Genomic DNA, 21,564 nt, shown 5'->3' with positions numbered 1-21,564 from the left:
ATAGCCGCATCACCGACAACGATACGGCGTCGCATGCAGCCCGCGCGAGTCCCCGTGGATATTGATACTCCGACATACCGGGCAGCGGAGGGTCTTACGTATCATCAGTTCAGCCTCGGATCTCGACGGCGAGGATGTAGTCCAATCGCGATGTACCCTGCTCAAAATATTCGCTCCATCGTTATCTGTTGCCGAAACATATATCCAGCCATCCCGGTATCGACAACCATGAAGATCATACTGACCAGCATATTTGTAAACGATCAGGAGAGGGCTCTGGAGTTCTATACCAAAACGCTCGGTTTTGTGAAGAAGAGCGACGTCTCTGCCGAAGGGTACCGGTGGCTCACCGTCGTCTCCCCCGACGATCTGGGCGGAACCGAACTTCTGCTTGAACCAAGCGACAATCCGGTGGCACAGGCATACCAGAAAGGAATATTCGAACAGGATATCCCCGCCACGTCCTTTGGTGTCGAGGACACCCGTGCGGAGTATGAACGGCTCAAAGCACAGGGCGTGAAGTTCACGCTGGAGCCGACCGAAGTCGTTGCCGGGGTGACCATAGCGGTCCTCGACGACACCTGCGGCAACCTCATCCAGATCCAGACAACGCCTGCATGATCTACTTCGTCGGAGGCAGTCATCCCCGGGACCGGCGAAGCTCTGGATACCGCTCGCGAGCACGCCGATCCGCAGGCGGTATGAACCGGAGCCTGATTGACGGCGTTCAAACTTTTCCGCTCACAAGGTAGATACCCCTGCAGGCATCCATATACTCCAGGAAGTGCCGGCATGGATCTTGCAGCGTTCTTTGAGGATGAGGGAGTCGCCGTCTACTGCTCAGTCGGCATCGAGGCTCTCGCCGACGCGGACAGGGCAGCGGTACTGCAGTTCTTCCCGGCCGCCCTGTCCGTGATCGTCTTCGGGAAGGAAGTCCCGGTCCCGGTGTACCGGATGCCGCAAAAAGAGAAGACCCGGGAGATGCTCCGGATTGCAGAGAGCCTGGACAGCAGTGCCGTACGGCTCACCCGTCTCCTGAACGCGGAGCATATTCCGGCCCGCCCGGTCCCGCTCTACCTGCCCGTGCGGCTTGTCGACGGGAGGGTGCAGGGCGTCGTCCGTTTGAAGCAGATCGCAGCGGCCGGGGGGCTCGGGAAGATCGGGAAGAATACTGTTCTCCTCACTCCCCGCTTCGGCCCGCGGCTGCTGCTCGGCGGTGTCGTGGCCGCGTTTCCGATCCGGGGGCGAGAGAAGAGGGCCGGAACGAGCGGCACTCCGCTCTGCACCGGGTGCGGGGCCTGCATCCGGGTGTGCCCGAATGGAGCGATCGGGCCGGACGGCGTCGATGCGTTCCGGTGCCGGACCGTGCGTGTGTGGGTCCCTTCCCCGGTTGTCCCGGTTGTGAAGTGGCTGCTCCGACGGCAACTCCTGCTCAGGGGTATAGCACCGCTTGCGCCGCTCGTCGCCCGGACGGCAACGATCCGGTGCAGCCTCTGCGTCACCGGATGCCCGGCGTTTCAAGGGGCGGCGGGGAAAGGATGGGGCGCAGAACCGGTTAAATCGTCTCAAGATCCAGTATGAGCATGAGTATCTTCGATACGGTCTACCAGAACACCCCTCCCTGGGAGATCGGCCGGCCGCAGAAGGCGTTCGTCGACCTCGCCGCGGCGGGAGAAGTCACGGGCTCCGTCCTGGACGTGGGGTGCGGAACCGGGGATCATGCCCTCTATTTTGCCGAAGAAGGGCATGAGGTGCTCGGGATCGACACCGCCGCCCTTGCGATCCAGAAGGCTGAAGAGAAGGCTGCGGCACGGGGGCTCCGGGCGCAGTTCCTCGTCTGGAACGCGCTGGACCTCGCCGGGCTTGAGAGGACGTTTGATACCGTCATCGACTCCGGGTTCTTCCACGTCCTCTCCGACGAAGATCGGTCGGTCTTCAGAGAGAGCCTTGCCGCCGCTCTTGCGCCCGGCGGGAAGTATCTCATGCTCTGCTTCAGCGACCAAAACCCCGGCGACTACCCGCTCCCGAGGAGGATCAGAGAGCGGGAGATACGGGAGACCTTCCTTGACGGGTGGCGGATCAACTCCATCCGGCCGGCGGTCTTCGAGAACGCCATCCAGCCCGAAGGACATCACGCCTGGCTCGCGTCGATATCGAGGGCCGGGCGAGGGTGACGGCGAAATCCCCCGTAACGCCACAGATCGCCGGGAAGATTTACGAGCGTTTAAGTACCCTCTTCTGCAATAAAATGCAGAAAGAGGAGTATCTGGAATGACCGTCAAGAACATCCTGATAGTCGCTATCGTTGCGCTGATCGTCGTTGCCGCAGGGACCATGGTCTTATTTGCTCCCGGCGAGACCGAACCGACCCCCGGCACGATCATGCCGGTGCAGAAGGTGCTCACGCCGGACGAGGCAAAGAGCCTCGCGGCGGAGCTCGCAGGGCAGATCGACGGCGACGCGTTTGCCGCGCTCAAGCCCGGCGACGAGAATACCCCGGCGTTCACCGCCATCCACGACCGGCTCAACGCCTTTCGGTCTGAACACCCCGATATCGTCTACATCATGACGATGAGGAGGACGGGAGACGCCATCGAGCAGGTCGTCGATGCCGACTACGGCAGCTTCGGCGCATACGCGATCGGCGATGGGCACTTCGTCCCGAACCCGGAGGCCCCCTACCTCGCCGGGTTCGATGAACCCTACGCCGAGATCTACTCCACCGTCTACGGGTATGCTCCGGTGAGGAACGCCGCCGGCGCCGGCGTCGGGGTGGTCTGCATCCAGCCGGACAGCCCGATCGGGCAGGAGCAGCTCGAAGCCCTCGCGGTGGAGATTGCAGGGCAGATCGACGGCGACGCGTTTGCCGCCCTCAAGCCCGGCGACGAGAATACCACGGCGTTCAACGCCATCCGCGACCAACTCGTCTCCTTCCGGACCGAAAACCCCGGGATCTACTACATCTACACGATGCGTAAGACCGAAAACGCCACCGAGTACGTCGTTGACGCCGACTACGGTAGCGACGGCGGGGTCGCGATAGGCGAAGGCTTCACCCTGACGTCTCTCGACACCGTCCTCCTTCGCGGCTTTGAAGGGCCAACGGCCGAGATCTACAGCGTCGTCTGCGGGTATGCGCCCGTGAAGAACGCGACCGGCGCCGGTCTCGGGATGGTCGCGATCGAGGCAGCGAACCCGGTCACCGGGGAACGGCTGAAAGCCCTCGCGGTGGAGGCTGCACGAGAGATCGACGGCGCCGCGATGGCGGCGCTCAAACCCGGCGATGAGACCGCACCGGCCTACACCGCCATCCAGGACCGGCTCAGCGCCTTCCGGGACGCCAACCCCGGTGTCCTCTACGTCTATACCATGCGTATGACCGGGAACGCCACCGAGTATGTCGTTGATGCGGACTACGGCAACGGCTACGCGCCCGCGATAGGCTACACCTACGTGCCCACGGAGGAGGACGCCGCGTTCCTCGCCGGATTTGAGGGGCCCTCAGCTGAGCCCTGGTTCTACGTCGACGAATGGGGCAACGAGACCGCCACCGTCCTCTCCGGGTATGCCCCGGTCAGGGACGCATCCGGTGCCGTCGTCGGGCTTGTCGGCGTCGATGTGGGGTTCGTTCACGAATCGTAGAAGACGCGAACTGCCGGGATGAGCGCACTCCCCGTCCCGGTCGCACAACCTTTTTTTGCCCGCCCGTTCCGGAAAGGATAACTCTTCCGGCGGCAAGGACGTATCATGGACCGCACAACTACCAGGGCGGACCGGTGCAGCACGGGGTCACCGGCGCCGAAGGGGGACAGGATGGCCCTCCTCGCGGAGATCGCCGCGTTCGTCCGCGAGCACGCCGAGATCCTCGCCCGGTATCACCTCCATACCATGGCCGACCTCAACCGTATCGAACAGGAGTGCTGGAGGCTGCACGACGAGGCATGCAGCAGAGGCGCCTGCGGGAGCGCCGGAGAACTCGTGGAACTGGAGTACCTCATCGGCCGGGCGAAGGAGATGAGGGCGCGGATGGGGGACGAGGAGCTACCCCCTGGTTGATCGAAGGAACGCTGCAGTGCCGTGACGGCTAGTGCATCGTGCCCCTTAATTTTATGAATTTTGATGCGCAGGAGTGCATCAGTCACTTCCGATTGATTGCACTCCGGGGGCACGGCTTTCCCCGGCTATCGCCACGCACTGCCCCCGCCCCCCCGGGGCGGGGGAGGAGCGCGAAGCGCGGGTGGGGTGGGGGGGAGGGGGCATGACCGGGGTGAAACCTCATCCAGAATCTGTTCTTCATCGAGCCTGCTCCCCACATTCATATCCGATTCAGCAAAACGAAATCTGGCATCTTCGTGTCAGGCAACCCGGGGCGAAGTATGGTTCCACACAGAATGGTCGTGCCAGGGAATTCATAGTATTAAATGACAATGAGCACTAGTTGATCCTCAATAGGATCGATACCAGGGCAAAGAGAAGCAGGCCGTTGATCACGACGATCCCCGCGATGACCATCCCCGGAACGAGGCCCGGCAGCAGCATGCTGATACCGAACGCGATCGCCACGACGTTCAAGACCGTCAGGGTGCCGAGGAGCCGTTTGAGGATGGGCGGGAGAGGAGCCGGTTCGGCGGCACCCTGCAGCATCGGGAGGAACCGCTTCGTAAGGAGTATCGCGCCCCCGGCGATGTTCAGGACCGCAAGAAGCTGCCGGATCACGTCGGTCAGGATGCCCGGAACGATGCAGGAGAAGACTCCCATCGCGGCGAAGGCGATCCCGATGACGATCAGCAGCCACGAGCGCCTGTACTGGCCCATCGGGGTCTCGCCCAGGGCCAGCATCTGGATGGCCATGATGACGAGCAGCAGGCCGAGCTGGCCGTCCGGGGAGAACGGGATCAATCCGAGGTTCACCGGGAAGAGCAGCAGCCCGAGGAGGACCAGGAGGGCGCCGACCGGGATGACCAGGGCGATCGAGAGGGGGAGGGATGCCTCCCCCGATAGGCCGGTGCCGGCGGTTGTCCGGGGATCGTGCGAGATCACGCCGATCCCTCCGGGGGGTAGAGCCGGCCGACCTTCTGGATGCACCAGGCGAGGTAGAAGAAGCCGATGCCGTAGATGATGAGGATGACCGCGGTCACGGAGTCGGTCGTGATGCCGGGAAGGAGCGTGACGAGGCCGAGAACGATCGAGAGCACGTACACGATGATGCAGGCGATCGTCAGGTGCCGGAGGATCCCGGGGATCTTCAGCCACAGCCGGGCCTTATCTTCGGAGATGAACAACTGCGCGAGAAGAGCGGCCCCTCCGAGAGAGAGGAGCAATCCGACAAGGATGCGGACCTGGTCAGCGAGCAGCCCGGGGATGAAGCAGGCGGTCATCCCGACGGCCGCCGTGCATACCCCGAGCGCTACGACCGCCCACGAACGCCGGAGATCGCCGAACGGGGTCTTCCCCATCGTGATGATCTGGAACGATACAATCACGAGAAAGAGCCCGTAGGTGCTGTCAGGGGCATAGGGGAGTTCGCCCGTATGGATCCTGAAGAGGAGCAGGCCGAAGAGGAGCATGAAGATCCCGAAGACGAGCAGGATGGCGACCTCGAGGGAGAGATCGGACTCCGTTCTCGCGACCGGATCGCTCTTCTCTCCCGGATGGCTGGCATATCCCATAATGGCATCTCCCCGGTTCTATCCAGAGACCGATGGATAATTACCGTCGATAGAGTAAATACTCTGATCTGAATTATCGATTTATTTATACGTTTGTATTCCGACGCCGGCTGGCTCTGTCGCACCATGATCGGAGCCCGTTCTTGATATCGTTGCCGGATTACGGCGCTGATCTGACGACGTTGTCGCGGATCGCGGAAATTGCCTCTGGTTGGAAAAAAGGGGTTTAAAATGAGGATTTTTGAAATACGGTGCAGGAGAGATGATATTCAAAAGGTATATGCCTTATGGGATGATATGAAGCAGATTGGAGAACAGTATGTTCCGACCACAGGACGATTTTACCTACTTGATGCCGGTTCACTTTGGAGGGGGAAAGTTCGACCCGGAGACACTGGTCACGCAGAGGGCGACCGGACTCTCTATCACGTACGAGACCGAGAGAGACCTTCTTGAGAATTACATCCCGGAAGGGTTTGAGCTCCTGGCCCCCGAGGTGCAGGTCGCGTTCAACAAGTTCACCGAGATCAACTGGATGCACGGCGGCCAGTACAACCTGATCAACGTGGCGGCGCCGGTCCGGTTCCACGGGAAGAAGGACGAACTCGACGGCGCCTATACGCTGGTGGTCTGGGAGAACAAGACCGCTCCCATCCTCGGGGGACGGGAACAGACCGGCATCCCGAAGATATATGCGGATATCGAGGACCTGCATATCGTCCGGCCCAACTTCGCCACGACCGTCAGCTACGAGGGGAACACCTTCCTCAACATGAACTTCGAGGCAGCAGGACCGGTGACCGGGCGGGACCTGGATGCCCTGAAGTCGCAGTTCCTCTCCATGAACACCCTTGGGTGGCGGTACATCCCGAAGGTCGGGGCTCCGGGAGCGGACCTCTCCCAGTTCGTCCTCTATCCCCAGGGGATGGAGGTGGAGACGGCAGAGCTCGGAAAGGGCAGCCTGAAATGGACCGAGATGACTCCGATGCAGAACCCGGCCCAGTACTACATCGTCAACAGCCTCGCGGCCCTGCCCATAAAACGGGTGACGCAGGCGGTAATGGTCGAGGGAAGAGCCATCCTCCGCGCGATGGGCGCAAGGGTGATTGAGTAAGCGAGGCGAGGATTATGGATTCTGATTATTATACGGGCAAGGTCTGCATCGTCACCGGTGCGAACTCCGGGATCGGGTACGCGATCAGCGAAGAACTCCTGAAGCGGGGGGCAATCGTCTACATGGCCGGCCGGAGCCGGGAGAAGGTTGCCGCGGCCGCGGGGCAGCTCTCCGCCTACGGCGACCGGGCACGCCCGCTTGTCATGGACGTGACGAAGCAGGAAGAGGTGCAGAAGGGCATCGAAGGTACGGCGGCAGAGGCGGGCAGGCTGGATCTCCTCTTCAACAACGCGGGCGTCGGGGGAACCATCCCGTTCGAGATGGCCACCCTCGAGGACTGGAAGGCGATCATCGATACCAACATCTGGAGCGTCGTTTACGGCGTCCATGCCGCCGTCCCGATCATGCTCAAACAGGGATTCGGGCACGTCGTGAACACCAGCTCGATAGCGGGCATCGTTCCGCCCCCGTTCCAGGCTCTCTACTCCCTGACGAAGTACGGCGTCACCGGCCTCACCGAGTGCCTGAAGTACGAGTATGCGGATAAAGGGCTCTACTTCTCGACGATCTGCCCGGCGAACATCGCCACCCCGATCTTCAACAAGGGCATCGACGGACAGGCCCGGGGCGAACTGCGGATCCCCGACGACGCGTATCCCGCCGATAAAGCGGCGGCGCTCATCCTCGACCGGGTCGCGGAGCATAAGGGGATCATCGTCGTGCCCGAGGAGCCCTACACCGACCTCTGGAAGGGCTACATCCTCGGCGTCCCGGAGGTGGAGGAGCGGCTGGCGCAGATGGCACGCGATCGACGGGAAGCGTTCGAGAAGGGCGGTTCATACTTCTGAACTCTCTTTTTTAGTCCGGGATCCGGGTACCTTTGAGTGCTGGCGCTCGATCCCTCACCCCCGGAGCCTGCGCCTCGTTTCGCCTATCCTCCGGCGGCCATGCCTCCACCGGGCAAGCGTCTCCGCTCCCCAGAGATACGTCACGACGACCGCGACCGCCAGCGTGATCACCCCGGTTACGACCGGGTCGTAGTGGGAACCGTAGTTCGGGAACGAGAACTCACTAACGTTCACCATGCCGTGGAAGAGGCTTGCCGCAAAGACGCTTCCCCTGGTGTTGTTGTAGAGCCAGACGATCAGGACCCGGAGCGCGACCGTCGAGAGGGCCTGCCCCGCCGCCCAGACCGGGCTGTTCTGCTGGATCCAGGGGATGGAGTGCCAGGCCGCCCAGACTGCCCCGATGATGAGTGCGGTTAGAAGAGCGCTCCACCGCTCTTGCAGGGGGTCGGTGGCGTATCCTGTCCAGCCAACCTCCTCGAATGCGCCGGCGACGAAGAAGAGGAGGACGAAGACCGGGATCGTGAGATACGGGACGAAAGGGTCGGCGGGGAGCGGCCGGCCGGAAAAGAGCGCGGCACCGTAGGAGATGAGCATGATCGCGGGCATCAGGAAGAGGATCGGAAGGTACCAGGCGGCTCCGATCTTCCGAAAGTCGGCGACCCGTCCGACCAGCCTCCTGACACCGCCGCCCCCTTCCTCCCGAAAGACAAGGATGGCGCCCGCGAGACCCGGGCAGACGAGCATGAGCGCGCTCACGGGGAGGTTTGCCGGCCCCGGGAGCGGTGTTCCGGCGAAGAGGAGGAACGGGACGGAGAGGAGAACGGTGAGGAGGAAGAACGCCGGGGGCGACCGCCGGTTGCTCACGCATTCTCCGGTTTCCAGCACGTTCTCTGCCATGTCCAATTTTCCTTTTGTTTTAGCGGGGCTGCGGCGGCGAGGCCACGGTCCTCCGCAGGAACTCCGCGATCCCCCGCCGGACCTCTTCATGGTGCCCGAGAAGCATATGGCCGCCGCCGGATACGGCCTGGAGGCGGGCGTTCGGGATCTTCTCCGCAAGGGCGCGGGCGTTCTCGTGGAGAGCCAGCGGATCGTCCACGGCGCTGACCACCAGCGCCGGCGTCCTGATGCTGCCGAACGGATAATCGCTCTCCGGGGCGTTGAGCAGTCCGGGGGTTGAGACGTAGATGTCAAAAGAACTCCCGTCGACCCGGGCGCTGACGGGAAGGAGGCTTGAGAGCAGCGTCCTGACTTCGGCCTTCTCTTTCGGGCTAAGCCGCTTTCCCGGGGGCACACCGGCCCATGGTCCTCCGATGATCGGCCAGAAGCCGGTGACCGTCGCCCAGTAGATGAAGTCGCTCTTGAAGAAGACGGTGAATATGGGTTTCGGCATGACCGGCCCCTTCCCCGGTGCGACGGGCTCGACGAGGACGAGCGCCGAGACGCGGTCCGGGTGGCGAACGGCGAACTGGAGCGCCGATGCCGATCCCGCCGAGTAGCCGACGACGACCGCCTGCTCGATCGAGAGGGCGTCCAGCAGGGAGGCGTAGGCATCCGCCTGCATGGCAACGCTCGCCTCAGGCGGCATCGGCGAGCCGGGGTAGCCGAACCTCGAGGGCGCGATGACCTGGAACCCCGGGCCGATGGTCCACCCGGCGAGCAGCAAGCCCTGATCGAACCCGCCCGCGTTGCCGTGGATGGCCAGCATCGGGTAGCCGTCCCCCACCCGGGCGTATGCGATCCTCCCGTAGTCCGTCAGGGCCACCCGGCTCCCTGCCCTCTCGATACGCGCCCGGGCGGCACGCGCATATCACGCCGGTAGCGCACCGCGACCGCCGCCCCCGCCACGGTGATACCAGAGAGGACGAGAACGATCGGGAGGTCAGCCATGCCGGGTCTTCAGGCTCCCGGTTATCCCCGCGAGAGTTCCTTCAATACTTCTGCGAGTTTGTCGAGGGAGTCGTTCCAACCCATTACGGCCATATCGCGGTCCTCGTCCACCGGGACGCCTTCATGCCGCAGGGTCATCTTCGTCCCGCCGTCGTGCTCCTCGAATGTCACCGTCACCAGGAGTTCCAGCGGCCAGTCCCCGGTCATCCCGTAGTACGAGGCCGGGACGACGTTGCCTTCCGCGTCCGAGAACGAGTCGGTGAAGACGAGCCGTTCCGCGGGGGCGATCTCGCGGTACTCGCCCGTGCTCCAGAAATCCTGGCCTTCGGGCGATCGCATGCCAAACAGGTACCTGCCCCCCTCGCGGAGGTCGATCCTGACGACCGGCTCAGTGAAGCCCTTCGCCCCCCACCAGCGTTTGACATACCCGGGCTCTGTCCACGCCTTCCAGACGAGTTCGCGCGGTGCGTCAAAGACGCGTTCGACGAGGATCTCCGACCTGATCTGCTGTGCCTCTTCCATGGCGTATTCACCTCAGGAATGCCCCTATGACGGTCGGGGGGTTATTAACCCATCGGTGATGCCCGGGATGAGGTGGCCGTGGGTATCCTCCCCGGGCGGCCGCCCGGAATTGGAGTCCTGCGGTAGGACTGGAAATCCGTCTGGTTGAGGCCGGCTGCTCCGCACTTATCGCGCCGGCGCCTTCTGTTTCAGCGACTGCAGGAGTCCGGCGAGGCGCTCCATGGGGCCGGTCATCTCTTCCTCCATCCCCGACTGGAGCATCCCGTCGCGGTCATCGACCGACTGGAAGACCAGATGGTCCGTCACCTTTGTCCTGCCGCCGCCGAGGTCTTCGATCGTCTCCGTCTCGAGCAGGACGTGGCCCGGCATGGTCTCGTACTCGATGGTATCGACGATCCGCTCCGGCGTAACCTCGTGGTAGACGCCGTGGAACGCGTACTTGTTGCCTTCGGCATCGCGCTGGGTGACGCGCCACGTGCCGCCGGGCTTCGCGTCCATCTCCTCGACCGTGGTCGTGATGCCCTCCGGCGCCCACCACTGCGATACCAGCCCCGGATCCGTGCATGCCCTGAACACGAGGTCGGGCGGCGCGTCGAACTCCCGTGAGATGACGATCTCCTGCTTTCCCGACTCAGCGACGATACGTGTTTCTGCCATTATATCTCCCTCCGATTTTTTCCGGGCTTCATCCCTTCTCCATGAAATAATTTTCCCATCGCGGGTACACCGGTGAGAATAGTCACGAAGACGGCAAAATCGGAATACTCTCCGGGTGCGGGCGGAGGCTCCCATCCGGGGCCGTGCTCTCTCTCTTACCAGAACCAGGCCAGCAGGAAGATCGCCACCAGGAGGAGGCCGTCCTGGAGCGTGACCGAGAGGAGCATGATCTCGGTGCCCCGCCTCGGCCCGAAGATCGCGATGTAGAACGACCCGAGCCACCGCAGGTAGGTGACGACGCTGGTGAGCAGGTTCGCCACAAGGAGCGTGATGACGATATCCTTCCCGGTCATATCCCCCGCGGCGAGGAGTGCGGATGCGACGCTTGCCGCGGCGATGTATGACCCGAACTTCGCGGCGATGATCGCGAGCCCCTCGGGCGGGATGGGGAAGAGCCGGCTCGCCCCCTCCAGGTACGCCGCGACGGCGTCGAAGACGCCCGCCTCGACCAGGAACGCCACGATGACGAGCGTCGGGACCATGATCCCGAGGATACGGCGGAGGGTTCTCGCGGTCGGTCCGAGCGAGGCCCGCAGGGCCTCTCTCAGGGAGAGGGTCGGCCCGGAAGACTTCTCCGGCGGCCCTGACGCGGGCGGCGGATGGAGGAGCACCCTCCCGGCCACCATGACGATCCCGGTCTTGAGGAACCCGATCCCCATCAGGACGGCGAAGTAGATCAGGCCAAAGACCCCGAGCAGCGGCAGATAGACCGGGACGAGGTAGCGCCAGTGCATCACGACGGACGGGAAGGAGTTGATGAGCGCCGCGATAATGAGTTCGCTCCTCCCTATCGTCCCCTTGTGGTAGTAGTCGACGAGCATCGCGTCCGCCGCCTGCGGCGATATGAACGCCAGGAGGAAACTCGCCCCGCACTCGTGGGGGAGGTGGGAGAAGGTCGTGACCGGGTAGGCGACGCTCGCTATCCTGTCGGTGATCTTGAGGGCGATCAGGATCTCGGCGATCAGCACCCCGGCGACGACGATCGGGACCGTCCGAACCAGGAGTTCGAGCGAGAGGCCCAGCGCCGCCGAAACGATCCCTGCCGTACCGTCCATGATCCACCGCCGTGCGACCCGACGAGCCCTTCAGGGGTGGCTCATCCGGAAACAACATCCGGTACGCCGTCCGTGCATATCACCGTTCTGGGAAGTCGCGGGAGTGCGGCCTGCCGCCATCACACGAGCCCGTAACCCGACGGAACGCCGATCGGAGACGAATCGAAAGTACCGCACCTCTTCTCTGCCCGGAACGGCGTTTCTCATCGTATAGTATATATACAATGAATCGAGATGCTATTCAGGCACTCATGATTGGCAACGATTTAGAGTCCTGCAACCGCGCTCTTGCGCAGAACCGCACGTCGGTGCGGTGCGCATTCTTCTTTAGGTAGGGAACCGGCCCTTTTGCTGCGTTCCCGTGTAATGTAACGGTCTTTTCCGTTACCGTCAGGTGGTCTCTCATGTTCGGCATTCCTGATCCCGCAATCTGGATTGGATATCTGCTTGCGCTCGGCTTCACGATCGCATGCTTAGTGTACGGCCTGTTGAACTGGAATAACGGCGCAGAGGAGCAGCGGGATGGCAGTTGATACGGGCATCTTCGTCGCCATAACGCTGGTCTACCTCGCCGCCACCATCGCCCTCGGCTATCTCGGCTACCGGCAGACGAAAGAGAGCGATGATTACATGGTCGCCGGCAGGAAGGTCAACCCCGTCGTCCTCGCCCTCTCCTACGGCGCGACCTTCATCAGCACCTCCGCCATCGTCGGGTTCGGCGGGGTTGCGGCGCAGCTCGGCATGGGGATGATCTGGCTGACCGTCCTCAACATCGGGCTCGGCATCTTCATCGCGTTCGTCGTCTTCGGGAAGAAGACGCGCAGCATCGGGAGCAGACTTCAGGCCGTCACCTTCCCCGACCTGATGGGGAAGTGCTATGGGTCGTCGTTCATGCGCTACGCCGCAGGGATCGTCATCGTCGTCAGCATGCCGCTCTACACGGCGGCGATCCTGATCGGCGGCGCCCAGTTCATCACGAGCACGCTCCAGATCCCCTATACCACCGCGCTCATCGCGTTTGCCGCGGTCGTCGCCCTCTACGTGGTGCTGGGCGGGCTGATCGCCGTCATGTACACGGATGCCCTGCAGGGCGGGATCATGCTCGTCGGGATGACCATCCTCCTCGCGCTCACCTACGTCCAGCTCGGGGGGGTCATCGAGGCGCACACCGCCCTTGCCGCGATGTCGGACCTCGTCCCGGAGGCGCTCGCCGCCGGGGGGATGACCGGGTGGGCGTCCATGCCGGCGCTCGGGTCGCCGATCTGGCTCACGCTGGTGACGACGCTCGTCCTCGGGGTCGGGATCGGGGTGCTGGCTCAGCCCCAGCTCGTCGTCCGGTTCATGACCGTCAAAGACGACCGGTCGCTGAACCGGGCGGTCCTGGTCGGGGGGCCGTTTATCCTGATGATGACCGGGGTCGCCTTCACGGTCGGCGCGCTCACGAACGTCTACTTCTACCGGACAGACGGCGTGATCGCCCTTGCGGCGGCTACCGGCGGCAACATCGACACGATCATACCGAACTTCATCAACGCGTCGATGCCGGAGATCTTCATCGTCATCTTCATGCTGACGCTCCTCGCCGCCGCGATGTCCACGCTCAGTTCCCTCCTCCACGCCATGGGAACGTCGCTCGGGTTCGATATGATGCGAAGCGGTTCCCGGGGGGCGTCGATGAAGAGGATCCAGGTCGCGACCGTCGTCATGATCGTCGTGAGCGTCATCCTGGCTTTCATCATGCCCGGCAGCATCATCGCGCGGGCGACCGCGATGTTCATGGGCCTCTGCGCCTCGGCGTTCCTGCCGGCCTACGCTCACGCCGTCTACAGCAGCCGGCCGTCGCTCCTCGCGGCAAAGTTGAGCCTGGTCGCCGGAGCGGCCGCCTGGTTCGTATGGACGGCCTTCGTCCACGTCAAGGAGTCGGAGGCGCTCGGGCTCTCGAACCTCCTCTTCGGTGTGCCGGCGATCCTTCCGATGCCGTGGCAGGCCGTGGATCCGCTCGTCGTCGCTCTCCCCCTCTCGATAGCCGCACTGGCGGTCGGGTTGGTGCTCGACCGCCACGAGGTGGCCGTGGAGGAGTCGGCCGGGGCCGCCTGACGGCGACTCCGCCCTTTTTTAGATCCGGCGATCCCCGGAGACGCAAGCGTTATCCTCCGGCAGAACGGACGATCTGCAGATAGGCAGCAGTTACTACATCGTCGATGTCTTCGCGGAGCGGAGGTATGCCGGCAACCCGCTCGCCGTGGTGCTGGACGCGGGAGACCTCTCCGATACGGCCATGCAGGCGATTGCCCGGGAGATGCACCTCTCCGAGACCGCGTTCGTCCGCTCAGGCGAGGGAGAAGACCGTGCCTATGACGTCCGTATCTTCACGCCGGAGCATGAAGTCCCCTTCGCCGGGCACCCGACGCTCGGCACGGCCCATGTGATCCGGGAGGAACTCCTGAAAAGACCCGTCCCCGAGGTCCGGCTGAACCTCGCGGCAGGGCAGATCCCGGTCTCGTTTGCCCCCGAAGGTATCGCCTGGATGCGGCAGAACCCGCCGGTCTTCATGGATGAGATCCCTGCCGATACCCTCGCGGGCGTCCTCTCTCTCCCGGAAACCACGATCGATCCCCGCTTCCCGGTCGAGGAGGTCTCTACCGGCCTCCCGTTCATCTTCATATAGGCAGGAGACCCCGGCCAACAGGTGCGGGGAGGAATGCCGTCTGCCTATCCCCGGCTTGTCCGTCTACAATCCCCGTCCACTTTCGCGGTGCGCGGCTATTCTTCATGACGGATGAACAACAATGACAGGAGATAATGGCACTGCGCGTGGTCAGCAACTATCTTCGTCTTCCCCAGAAGACGTTCTGGATCCTCGACACGCTCGCGTACCATTCCAAGAGCATGTACAACGTGGGTCTGTACAACGTCCGGCAACACTATGCCGAGCATCAGGAGAACAATCAGGTTCTTCGAGGAATCCGTCCCGATCTCGCCTCCCGGGTCGATATCCTGGTTGGTTCTTATCTTCCCTACACTCGAAAGAAAGACTTTCCGTACAAAGCGTGCAGCAATTACGTACAGTCAAAAAACAACGAGAACTACGGGTTGCTGCACAGTGACAATGCCCAGCAGACCCTCAGGTCCGTTGAAGAAGCCTACAAGAGTTATTTCGGGTTGCTGGCGTTATACCGTAAGGGTCAGCTCGAGTCCTGTCCTCGTCCTCCCCACTATCTTCCCAAAGACGGTCGGTTCAAGTTGGCGTTCCCTCGCGCTCACCTTACGATCCGCAACGGGTCTGTGACACTCGGGATGTCCGTTGCGTTCCGGAAGCAGCATGGGCTGACGGGGAAGGAACTTACGTTCCCGATTCCGCCGTGCATCAAGCCGCACCAGATCCGGGAAGTCACGATCCTGCCGGTTCACGGGGGGAAGGCATACAAGATCGAGTTCTGCTACAAGGTACCCACACAACCCCAGGATCTTGACCCGACTCAGTATCTTGCGATCGATCTCGGGCTCAACAACGTTGCGACGCTGGTTGACACCGCCACCGGGGCTGCCGTCATTCTCGACGGTAAGCGTATCAAATCACTTAACCGGTGGTACAACAAAGAGAACGCACGGTTGCAGAGCATCAAGGATAAGCAGGGAATTCAGGGCATCACACGGCGGCAGGCCCGGTTGCTGAAGAAACGGGACTGTCGGATCACCGAAGCGATGAACCGGTATGCGAACTGGATCGTGGACTATGCTCTCCAGCACCGGATCGGCACCGTGATCCTGCCTCGCTGGGACGGGATCAAAGACAACATCAACCACGGCAGGCGGGGGAACCAGAACTTCGTGCAGGTGCCCTACCACAAGTTCCGGCAGAAACTGAAGAGCAAGTGCGAGATGTATGGGATCCGGTTCGACGATACCCATTCTGAGGCATACACCTCGCAGGTTGATGCTCTCGCTCTCGATCCGATCCAGAAACCGCCCTACGGGAGATCCCGACGGGTCAAGCGGGGGCTCTATCAGAGTGCTCTGGGTACCCTGATCAACGCCGACGTGAACGGTGCGCTGAACCATTTGCGAAAAGTAGCTGGTGATTCCGTGATTCCATGGATAATCGGTAGGGGCCGCGTCAACCGGCCCGTGCGAATAAGGACGACCTTTGAACCGTCAACCTTCGCACACATCAAATTGCTGCCCGGTGCCCCGCAAGAGGCTACGGCCGCAAGCCCCACCCTTTAGGGTGGGGTAGTTGACCATCGTCCCGTTAAAGAGCCGGGACGCCGTGCGCCGGGCGACGATCGATCGTGACGCCTACGAGTCGCTCATCTGCACGACGGCGGCAAAAGCCGTCTTCATCTTCTGCCCGGAACCCTACCGGCCGGAGAACACGTTCAACGCCCGGATGTTCGCCGACCACTTCGGCGTCCCGGAGGACCCGGCGACCGGCAGCGCGAACGGGTGCCTTGCCGGCTACCTCCTCCGGCACGGCTACTTCCCGGACGACTCGCTCGATATCCGCGTGGAGCAGGGTTGCGAGATAGGCCGCCCGTCCCTGATCCGTTGCAAGGCGGAGCGGCACGGGGATTCCATCACGGTGCAGGTCGGTGGCAGGGTCATACCGGTTGCCCGGGGCGAACTCCTCCACTGAGGACGTAACTCCCGTCGATCCGCACCTGGCCTCCCCCGCCGAACATGAGCCCCCCGTCGTCGGGGCGGAGCAGGCGGACGATGTTCGGGTTCTCCCGGTCTGGTCCCTGCTCGATGACGAGCGACCGGCCGGTCCAGAGGTTCTGCCGGATGAGGAAGTTTCCAAGGGCGGCGTTCCCCGAGCCGGTCGCCGGGTCTTCCAGGTACCCGAACGTCGGAGCGAAGACCCGGCTATGCAGGTCGTGCCCTAGAAATTCCGTCTCGCGGGTGTATATGACGACCACGTCGACGGAGTGGGCGAGGGCGAAGGTGCGCAGCGTCATGTAGTCGGGAGAGCACCGGATGCAGGCATCGAGCGAGACGAGGGGAACGAGCATGGTGTCGAGACCGGCGTTCACGACGCCGATGGGTATCGCGGGATCGATATCCCGGACGTCGAGTTCGAGCGCGGCGGCGGTCTCTGCAGCACCCGGGCGTGCATCGGAGAACTCCGGCTCGGGGGCCCGGATGTATACCATGCCGTCTTCACGGGTCCGGTTCCAGACGGTGACGACGCCCTTGTTCGTCTTGAGGAGCAGGCTCTCCCGGTTCCTGAACCGGTCGTCGCTTCGCACCACGTCGTCCATGATCGCGATCGTCGCATGCCCGCAGAACTCAACCTCCCGCTCGCAGGAGAAGTAGCGTATCGCAAGATCGCACTCACCCGGCGTCCCCTCGCGGAGGAAACCGGTCTCCGAGACAAACCCCTTCAGTTCACGGCCGATCCGCTGCATATCCTCGTCGCTGATCTCGTCGTCCGGGAGGAGGGATACGTACCCCGCAGGGTTCCCCGACGATCCTCCCGATGCAAAAGCATCGATCTTCTTGAACCGATAACGCTTCATGAATCCATCCGCACTGCCTGTCGGGAGACCGAAGGCCGGCTCCGTCTGTTCATGAGCACCTGTCCTCCTCTGAAGGGGAAAGAACTTGCTGTCTGTTCGGACGGGGTAACGACGAGAGGACGAAGGACCGGAGTTAAAAAGAGTAAAAGTTAGTTCTTTCTCCCCGCAACCAGCAGCAGCCCGGCGAGCAGCAGGGCGCAGCCGGCGAGAGCCGGAGCGAGGGGCGCCTTCTGGGTGGGGGGTGCGGAACTCAGGTCCACGTAGAGGTCGACCGTCTCACCCTTGCCGGGGTACTGGTCGATGGCGGCCGTGTAGGGGAGATACCCTTCCTTCGTCACGGTGTAGGTCTTGTACGGCGTTCCGGTCGTGTAGACCTGCACGGTGAGGACGCCCTGGCTGGTGACGCCCTTGACCTCGTTGTCGAACTGGACGGTTGCGCCGTCAACGTTGACATGGACTGCATACCAGCCGACATCGCCGCCGATCGGTGCAGGGGGCTGGGCCGGGTTCAGGGTCGCGTAGAGATCGAACGTCTCCCCTTTGCCCGGAACCGCGGTTACGTCCCCGTAGTGGGTCGTATAACCGTCCTTCTCGACGCGGAACGTCTGGTAGGGGGTCCCGGTGGTGTAGACCGGCACGTAGAAGACGCCTTCCACGATCGTGCCCTTGTAGTCGTCGCCGAAGTAGACATCCGCTCCGTCCACGTTGCAGTGGACCGCATACCATCCGTTGTCCCCGCCGATGGGCGGCTGAGCGCTCGCGGGCAGGACGACGAGACAGCAGGCAACAAGGGAGAGAATCAGAAGATTACGTAAAACGCTCTGCATATAAGTCTCCGTTTCCAATGAGTAGATATTCTTCTATAATATATATATTTCTCTATTGTATCGGAAAAATCCTGAGATATACGGGATTTTTAGAAAATTTGCGGCCGCACTGTTCGATCGGGCGTCTTCGGAGGGGTGGATCAAACCCTCTGAAGAGAGCACGGCTCTGCGGTTCCCTCACCCTAATTATCGCACCCTATACGATGGAAATAATCTGTAGTTTGCAGAACCGCTTCCGTCGGATGAGAAATATTTTTACCCAATCTGGCACCTTTCCTCCACTATGCGATACCCTGCGCTCACCGCCCTCCTGGTTGTATCCGTCCCGCTCCTCATCGCTGCAGCAGGATGCACCGCCACAACGGGCGAGAAGCGGCACCCAGAGCATGCTCTTTGCTGCATTCTGCCGGTCGCTCGGGATCCCCGCCCGGGCCCTCGGCGGCTACCAGATGGTCATGGCCGGGGCGCCCGGCGGCCACTTCTGGGCGGAGTACTACCTCCCCGGCTACGGCTGGGTCCCGAACGACGTGACGATTGCCGAGGCGGCCGACTGGGTCGTCATCCCCGAGGAGAAGCGAACCGCGTTCAAGGACTATTATGCCGCGAACCTCGACCCGGCACGCCTCGTCATCCAGACGAACGTCGACATCCCGATGGACCCGGCCCTGCCCGACGACGATGCCATCTTCAGGGTCGTCAGGCAGTCCCCGGCGATCGTCTCCGATACGGTAGACTACGACATCGAGCTCACCTGCATGGAGTGTTTCGGGATCAGCCTTGAGACCGTGGCGTGATCCCGGTCACCTTTTTTCTGCAAGATGCGGGACAGTGTGAAACATTTCCCGCTTGCCGCCATATTTTGTTCAAAATCCTCTGATCGGCAGAAAAAAGACCGGCCGCAATACCGTAATGTATATCTGTAGGCCGCATCGTTCATCAAAATATATATGGCAGTGATTCCGTAGTATTAACTTGAAACTCTCTCGTCGATTGCCAGTTAGCCGTCGTGTCGAACCATGATTCCGAGAAACCAGCTTGACCTGCGAAAATTCGTGGCGCCCGAGTTTATCTGCGGGCGGGGGGCACTTGAGCTTGCAGGGCGGTATGCCCGCAACTTCGGGATGAAGCAGGTGCTCCTCGTCACCGACCGGGGCGTCCGGGCCGCCGGCTGGGCGGGAGCCGTCGCGGATAGCCTGACCGAAGCGGGGGTCTCGTTCACCGTCTTCGACGCCATCTCGCCAAACCCCCGTTCGCGGCAGGTGATGGTGGGTGCGGAGGTATACGTCGCTGAGGAGTGCAACGGCATCATCACCGTCGGTGGGGGAAGCCCGATGGACTGCGCCAAGGGAATCGGTATAGCCGGCTCCAGCAGGAGGGATATCCTCGGGTTCGAAGGCATTGACCGGGTCTCGGTCCCGACGCCGCCGCTCATCTGCATCCCGACGACCGCCGGAAGTTCCGCCGACGTCTCCCAGTTCGCCATCATCACAGATGAGACGAGGAAGCGGAAGGTCGCTATCGTCAGCAAGATGATCGTCCCCGACATCTCACTCCTCGATCCCGAACCCCTGACGACGATGCCGCGAGAACTGACCGTGGATACCGGCATGGACACCCTCAGCCATGCGGTCGAGGCCTACGTCTCGAACGCCAGTTCCCCGATGACCGACGTGCATGCTCTGGAGGCGATACGGCTCCTCACGAGCGCACTGCCCGCCGCTATCGCCGAGCCGGAGAACCTGGACCTGCGGTTCTCGACCCTCCTTGCCAGCCTTCACGCCGGACTTGCATTCTCGAACGCCAGTCTCGGGGCCGTCCACGCGATGGCGCACTCTCTCGGCGGGGCCTACGACCTTTCTCACGGGCGGTGCAATGCGCTGCTCCTCGAGCACGTGATGGCGGCCAACTACGGGGCGGCATCCGATCGCTACGACCGGATTGGAGCGATCATCGGCGGGGGAGAAACAACCCCGGCGGAGAGGGTGGCGGCGTTTCGGAGAACGCTTGGCATCACGGAGACCCTTGCGGCAGCAGGCGTCCGGGAGGATGCGATCCCCGCCCTCGCGGCGGCGGCGTACGCCGATCCCTGTATGGTAACGAACCCCCACAACCTCACCTGCGAGGAGATCGAACGGATCTATGACGATGCACTCTGACCCTCCCGACGACCGCGATGCGCTCCGGGAGAAGATCATCGGCCTCGGGGAGACCTCCCTGCACAAGAGTTACTACCCGGAGCTGCAGAACCGGCTCGCGGAGCTGGAGCGGTTCCGGGCGCTGCTCGACCAGACCTACGATGCGATATTCCTGATCCACGCAGAAACCGGGATGCTTGCAGACGTCAACGCCACCGTGAGTGCGTTTCTCGGCTACTCGAAGAAGGAGTTGCTCAAGAAATCGTTCATCGATCTGGTCGCAGAGCAGCGGAAGGCCCGGTTTATCGAGTATGTCCGGAAGAGGAGCGATCTGGTCTCCGGATCCCGGCAGACCTGCACCACGGTGCTCGTATCGCGGGACGGGACGGAGATCCCGATGGAGATCACCGTCCGGGAGGTCACTTTTAGCGGGAAGCGGTACGTCACCGCGATCGCACAGGACATCACCGAACGGCTCCTTGCCGAGCGGGAGCTCAGGATCAAGGAGAGCGCTCTCGAATCCTCGACGAACGGCATCCTCATCGCCGATCCCACCGGGGCGGTCATGTACGCCAACCGGAGTTTTGCCGCGATGTTCGGCTGCGAGGAGGCGAGCGCGCTCACGGGGAGGAACCTGGAGGCGTTCTTCGCGGACCCCGCCGTTGGGGGGGAGATCACCGCCCATCTCCTCGATGATCACGCGATCGTGCGGGAGGCGGTCGGGCTGCGAGAAGGCGGCTCCCCGTTCCACATTCAGGTATCGGGCAGCACCGTCCTGAACGATGCCGGGCAGCCGCTCTGCATCATGCTGATCGTGATGGACATCACCGAGCGCATCCTCGCCGAGCAGTTGAGGCGGGAGACCTACGCACAGCTCGGGAAGAACATCGAGCAGTTTGCCATCCTAGGAGACCATATCAGGAATCCCCTGCAGGTGATCGTCGGTTACGCGGAGATGATCGACGACCCGTTTGCAGAGAAGATCCTCGACGAATCGCGCAGGATTGACGGTTTCATCACCGAGCTCGACCGGGGATGGCTCAGGTCGGCGAACGTCAGGCAGTTCCTGCTGAAGCACGGCGACGGTTCCAGTTCCGCCCGGAAGATCCGTTTCCGCTTCTTGAACGTGAAAGAAGAAGATTCCTGATACGCCCTTCCCACTCTGACAGGTACAAACTGTTCAGAGAGTGGTATGCATCCAGACCGGGGAATGGGTGCCCATAGCGTTCAAGCCGTGGGTAGAACGCCTCGATCCGGGAGGTTATACTGAC

The 21,564-nt window shown here is 62.5% G+C and carries 25 protein-coding genes; 15 read left to right on the top strand and 10 right to left on the bottom strand.

The features are described from left to right. Positions 1 to 228: 228 nt before the first annotated feature. From FKB36_RS08805 to FKB36_RS08785, 5 genes are all read left to right on the top strand, one after another. Positions 229 to 621 carry a VOC family protein gene (locus tag FKB36_RS08805; protein ID WP_261597689.1) on the top strand — a complete coding sequence of 131 codons (393 nt, stop codon included), beginning with the start codon at positions 229 to 231 and terminating at the stop codon, positions 619 to 621. Positions 622 to 792: 171 nt separating this feature from the next. Beyond that, on the top strand, positions 793 to 1,581 hold the full coding sequence (locus FKB36_RS08800; RefSeq protein WP_261597688.1) for a 4Fe-4S binding protein: 789 nt from the start codon (positions 793 to 795) through the stop codon (positions 1,579 to 1,581). Next, on the top strand, positions 1,578 to 2,174 hold the full coding sequence (locus FKB36_RS08795; protein ID WP_261597687.1) for a class I SAM-dependent methyltransferase: 597 nt from the start codon (positions 1,578 to 1,580) through the stop codon (positions 2,172 to 2,174). The genes FKB36_RS08800 and FKB36_RS08795 overlap by 4 nt, the downstream gene beginning before the upstream one ends. Positions 2,175 to 2,271: 97 nt before the next feature. Next, a complete protein-coding gene (locus tag FKB36_RS08790; protein ID WP_261597686.1) occupies positions 2,272 to 3,642 on the top strand; it encodes a hypothetical protein in 1,371 nt (456 codons plus the stop codon). Between the two features lie 105 nt (positions 3,643 to 3,747). Then, positions 3,748 to 4,056, top strand: coding sequence for a hypothetical protein (locus tag FKB36_RS08785; RefSeq protein WP_261597685.1), 309 nt, complete (start codon positions 3,748 to 3,750; stop codon positions 4,054 to 4,056). Positions 4,057 to 4,434: 378 nt separating this feature from the next. Here the strand turns inward: FKB36_RS08785 and FKB36_RS08780 are convergent, their stop codons facing one another. Together FKB36_RS08780 and FKB36_RS08775 are read right to left on the bottom strand one after the other, a co-directional pair. Continuing rightward, positions 4,435 to 5,040, bottom strand: coding sequence for a hypothetical protein (locus tag FKB36_RS08780; RefSeq protein ID WP_261597684.1), 606 nt, complete (start codon positions 5,038 to 5,040; stop codon positions 4,435 to 4,437). Beyond that, positions 5,037 to 5,669, bottom strand: a complete 633-nt coding sequence (locus tag FKB36_RS08775; RefSeq protein ID WP_261597683.1) for a hypothetical protein — start codon at positions 5,667 to 5,669, stop codon at positions 5,037 to 5,039. Before FKB36_RS08775 ends, FKB36_RS08780 begins: the two co-directional genes overlap by 4 nt. Before the next feature lie 319 nt (positions 5,670 to 5,988). On the opposite strand from FKB36_RS08775, the gene FKB36_RS08770 reads away from it, so the two are divergent. Then, the gene (locus FKB36_RS08770; protein WP_261597682.1) at positions 5,989 to 6,783 is read left to right on the top strand and encodes an acetoacetate decarboxylase family protein; all 795 of its coding nucleotides are present in this window, start codon (positions 5,989 to 5,991) and stop codon (positions 6,781 to 6,783) included. Positions 6,784 to 6,797: 14 nt separating this feature from the next. Then, a complete protein-coding gene (locus tag FKB36_RS08765; RefSeq protein ID WP_261597681.1) occupies positions 6,798 to 7,631 on the top strand; it encodes an SDR family oxidoreductase in 834 nt (277 codons plus the stop codon). Between the two features lie 54 nt (positions 7,632 to 7,685). Here FKB36_RS08765 and FKB36_RS08760 read toward each other — a convergent pair whose 3' ends face one another. From FKB36_RS08760 to FKB36_RS08735, 6 genes are all read right to left on the bottom strand, one after another. Beyond that, a complete protein-coding gene (locus tag FKB36_RS08760; protein WP_261597680.1) occupies positions 7,686 to 8,528 on the bottom strand; it encodes a CPBP family intramembrane glutamic endopeptidase in 843 nt (280 codons plus the stop codon). A gap of 19 nt (positions 8,529 to 8,547) precedes the next feature. Further along, positions 8,548 to 9,393 (bottom strand): alpha/beta fold hydrolase, encoded by an 846-nt coding sequence (locus tag FKB36_RS08755; RefSeq protein ID WP_261597679.1) that lies wholly within the window; start codon positions 9,391 to 9,393, stop codon positions 8,548 to 8,550. Beyond that, the gene (locus FKB36_RS08750; RefSeq protein ID WP_261597678.1) at positions 9,384 to 9,518 is read right to left on the bottom strand and encodes a hypothetical protein; all 135 of its coding nucleotides are present in this window, start codon (positions 9,516 to 9,518) and stop codon (positions 9,384 to 9,386) included. Before FKB36_RS08750 ends, FKB36_RS08755 begins: the two co-directional genes overlap by 10 nt. A 21-nt stretch (positions 9,519 to 9,539) precedes the next feature. Beyond that, a complete protein-coding gene (locus FKB36_RS08745) occupies positions 9,540 to 10,040 on the bottom strand; it encodes an SRPBCC family protein (RefSeq protein ID WP_261597677.1) in 501 nt (166 codons plus the stop codon). A gap of 165 nt (positions 10,041 to 10,205) precedes the next feature. Continuing rightward, positions 10,206 to 10,697, bottom strand: a complete 492-nt coding sequence (locus FKB36_RS08740; protein ID WP_261597676.1) for an SRPBCC family protein — start codon at positions 10,695 to 10,697, stop codon at positions 10,206 to 10,208. A gap of 155 nt (positions 10,698 to 10,852) precedes the next feature. Beyond that, the gene (locus tag FKB36_RS08735) at positions 10,853 to 11,812 is read right to left on the bottom strand and encodes a nucleoside recognition protein (RefSeq protein WP_261597675.1); all 960 of its coding nucleotides are present in this window, start codon (positions 11,810 to 11,812) and stop codon (positions 10,853 to 10,855) included. Positions 11,813 to 12,216: 404 nt separating this feature from the next. On the opposite strand from FKB36_RS08735, the gene FKB36_RS13430 reads away from it, so the two are divergent. From FKB36_RS13430 to FKB36_RS08715, 5 genes are all read left to right on the top strand, one after another. Then, positions 12,217 to 12,345, top strand: coding sequence for a symporter small accessory protein (locus FKB36_RS13430; RefSeq protein ID WP_390895703.1), 129 nt, complete (start codon positions 12,217 to 12,219; stop codon positions 12,343 to 12,345). After that, positions 12,335 to 13,909 (top strand): sodium:solute symporter family protein, encoded by a 1,575-nt coding sequence (locus FKB36_RS08730; RefSeq protein ID WP_261597674.1) that lies wholly within the window; start codon positions 12,335 to 12,337, stop codon positions 13,907 to 13,909. Before FKB36_RS13430 ends, FKB36_RS08730 begins: the two co-directional genes overlap by 11 nt. Positions 13,910 to 13,931: 22 nt before the next feature. Continuing rightward, entirely contained in the window at positions 13,932 to 14,480 is a 549-nt protein-coding gene (locus FKB36_RS08725; protein WP_315901831.1) for a PhzF family phenazine biosynthesis protein, read from the top strand. Between the two features lie 134 nt (positions 14,481 to 14,614). Then, positions 14,615 to 16,039: an RNA-guided endonuclease InsQ/TnpB family protein gene (locus tag FKB36_RS08720; protein WP_261597673.1), complete on the top strand. Its 1,425-nt coding sequence runs from the start codon at positions 14,615 to 14,617 to the stop codon at positions 16,037 to 16,039. A gap of 10 nt (positions 16,040 to 16,049) precedes the next feature. Beyond that, a complete protein-coding gene (locus FKB36_RS08715; RefSeq protein ID WP_261597672.1) occupies positions 16,050 to 16,448 on the top strand; it encodes a PhzF family phenazine biosynthesis protein in 399 nt (132 codons plus the stop codon). On the opposite strand, the gene FKB36_RS08710 is transcribed toward FKB36_RS08715, so the two are convergent. Beyond that, positions 16,414 to 17,331, bottom strand: a complete 918-nt coding sequence (locus tag FKB36_RS08710; protein ID WP_261597671.1) for a PhzF family phenazine biosynthesis protein — start codon at positions 17,329 to 17,331, stop codon at positions 16,414 to 16,416. The genes FKB36_RS08715 and FKB36_RS08710 overlap by 35 nt on opposite strands. A gap of 149 nt (positions 17,332 to 17,480) precedes the next feature. Then, positions 17,481 to 18,158: a hypothetical protein gene (locus FKB36_RS08705; RefSeq protein ID WP_261597670.1), complete on the bottom strand. Its 678-nt coding sequence runs from the start codon at positions 18,156 to 18,158 to the stop codon at positions 17,481 to 17,483. A gap of 17 nt (positions 18,159 to 18,175) precedes the next feature. On the opposite strand from FKB36_RS08705, the gene FKB36_RS08700 reads away from it, so the two are divergent. The 3 genes from FKB36_RS08700 (at position 18,176) to FKB36_RS08690 (ending at position 21,440) form a co-directional block, all read left to right on the top strand. After that, a complete protein-coding gene (locus tag FKB36_RS08700) occupies positions 18,176 to 18,952 on the top strand; it encodes a transglutaminase-like domain-containing protein (RefSeq protein ID WP_315901830.1) in 777 nt (258 codons plus the stop codon). A gap of 258 nt (positions 18,953 to 19,210) precedes the next feature. Next, positions 19,211 to 20,314, top strand: coding sequence for an alcohol dehydrogenase-like regulatory protein ErcA (ercA, locus tag FKB36_RS08695; RefSeq protein ID WP_261597668.1), 1,104 nt, complete (start codon positions 19,211 to 19,213; stop codon positions 20,312 to 20,314). Continuing rightward, positions 20,298 to 21,440 carry a PAS domain S-box protein gene (locus tag FKB36_RS08690; protein WP_261597667.1) on the top strand — a complete coding sequence of 381 codons (1,143 nt, stop codon included), beginning with the start codon at positions 20,298 to 20,300 and terminating at the stop codon, positions 21,438 to 21,440. Before ercA ends, FKB36_RS08690 begins: the two co-directional genes overlap by 17 nt. Positions 21,441 to 21,564: the final 124 nt, after the last annotated feature.

Origin of the sequence: Methanoculleus formosensis (genome assembly GCF_025384765.1) — an archaeon.
GTDB classification, from domain to species: domain Archaea; phylum Halobacteriota; class Methanomicrobia; order Methanomicrobiales; family Methanoculleaceae; genus Methanoculleus; species Methanoculleus formosensis.
This window is presented reverse-complemented; position numbering and strand designations above follow the sequence as displayed.